We start from the raw sequence: 1,856 nt of genomic DNA on the forward strand, positions 1-1,856 counted from the left end.
TATGGATTGCTCACATGGGGAATGAGTTTGTCAAGGATGAGGGGTCACCTTTTTGTTCGACTGCGGCCACCTCTTCGTCCCGACCCGCAGGCTCTGCAGGATGGCGCGCGCAGATCAAGTCAAGGCCGGCCCTTTAGGGCCGCCGCGCAGCGGCTTGGCCTTGAGTTGAGCGAGCACGCCATCATGCTTGGTCGGTCGGGCACGACAGGAGCTGCTTGTGTTGGCGGTTCGGTCAGGGCATCTGCAATCCTCGCGGTTTCGATCCAAGGTTCGAGCCGGTTCGGCGATCTGGGTTGCTTGCCAGATCAAACTCACATTCGGTCGTCGCGCGGGGCGACTGCACCAAGATTCCGCTTGCGGCGGGCAGGCTCGAGAGGACGAGGCCATTCTTCGTTGCGGCGTTTGAAGCCATGCAATCCATCGGTTCGTCCACCCGGATCTTCCGAGGCTGATCGGGCCTCGGCAGATAGGTTATGGTTGTTTCGTCGCGGGCGGGGGCGGAGCTTGCCGCTGGGCCCGGTCCCGGATCAGGCGGCGGGTTTCATGATGGCCCCCTCGATGACGACGCCCTGGGTGACATACTTCCACAACGCCACGAGAAGCTTGCGCGCCAGCGCCACGATCGCGCGCTTGCGGCCCTGCTGGCTTCGCTGCTTGAACCAGCGCGTCAGGGCCGACTGCGGCTGGTGACGTATCCACAGCCAGGCGATCTGGATCATCGTGGTCCGCAGCCTGGGATTGCCGGCCTTCGACACGCCCTGCTCGTGCCGGATGCCTCCGCTTTGCCAGGGCGTGGCCGCAAGGCCGGCATAGGCGGCGACCTGGCGGCGGTTGGCGAAGCTCCGGTAGAACGCCTCCGACCACAGCACGGCGGCGAAGTTGGCGCCCATTCCCTTCAAGGCGAGCAGCATCGTGACCGGGTCTGGCGCGGCTTGCTCGCTTGCAGGCTTTCTCGCCGCCGCCAGCAAGGCATCCCGCTCCGCCTCGACCGCCTTGATCTGTTCCAGAAGCAGTTCGATCCGGTCGAGTTCGCGGCCGATCTGCGCCTTCAGATGCAACGGCAGCTCCCGACCGTCTCCGGTGCGCAACGCCTCAAGCCGCGCCCGCCGGTCGCGCCGCAATGGCACGTAATCGGATATCCCCTGCGCGAACAGCAGGCCCTTGATCCGGTTCGCATGCTCGATCCGTTCGGCGATCAACGTTCCCCGTTCGCGGCAAAGCCTCCGCCGGTCCTCCTCTTCAGGCGAGGGCGCGACCACCATCGCGCATACCCGTGGCTCGCCGCGCTTGTAGGCGAGAAGCGCCCGCAGCAGCGCCTCACCATCGAGTTTGTCCGTCTTGGCCCGCCGGCGCCGCCGCGGCGTCGCGATCGAGGCCGGATCGACCACGTGGCTCTCGATCCCCTCCTGTTGCAGAACGCGGTGCAGCCAGAACCCATCCAGCCCCGCCTCCTGGATCGTGATGATCGGATAGCTTTGGCCGGTCCTGACCTCCGCCTTGCGCCTGAGTTCCGCAAACAGCGTCAAAAGCTCGGCCACATTGCCGGCCGCGATGCCGTGCTTGGACATCTTCTCGCCTTTGCCCGGCGACAGCGACGTCACCAGCCAAGTCGAACGGCTCAGTTCCAAAGACACAAAAATTGCGCCAATATGCGTGCGGATAGCGGTCGGTCCGTCGAGGGGATGATCAAGCAACATCGTCGTCTCCAGGTTGAGTGGGTTTCAGCAACCTCAGTCTGGCTTCAGACTTGGTCGCTATCCACTCCCCATGGAATCTTCGTCGCTTCCGCCTTCGCTCTTTGAGCTACGGCGGACAAGTTGCTCCTCGCAATGACGAAAGTGGAGACTACCCTGCGC

General features: G+C 64.2%; 1 protein-coding gene. It reads right to left on the reverse strand.

Translation table 11 applies throughout. The annotated features are described in order from the left end of the window. Positions 1–527 precede the first annotated feature (527 nt). A complete protein-coding gene (locus WCE35_RS24965; protein ID WP_424595974.1) occupies positions 528–1,697 on the reverse strand; it encodes an IS110 family transposase in 1,170 nt (389 codons plus the stop codon). Between the last annotated feature and the right edge of the window lie 159 nt (positions 1,698–1,856).

Source organism: Bradyrhizobium sp. (assembly GCF_049691595.1).
GTDB lineage: Bacteria > Pseudomonadota > Alphaproteobacteria > Rhizobiales > Xanthobacteraceae > Bradyrhizobium.

What these genes read in the sequence shown, in the direction of transcription:
- WCE35_RS24965 (WP_424595974.1), bottom strand. Translation starts at nt 1,697, where the DNA reads ATGTTGCTTGATCATCCCCTCGACGGACCGACCGCTATCCGCACGCAT.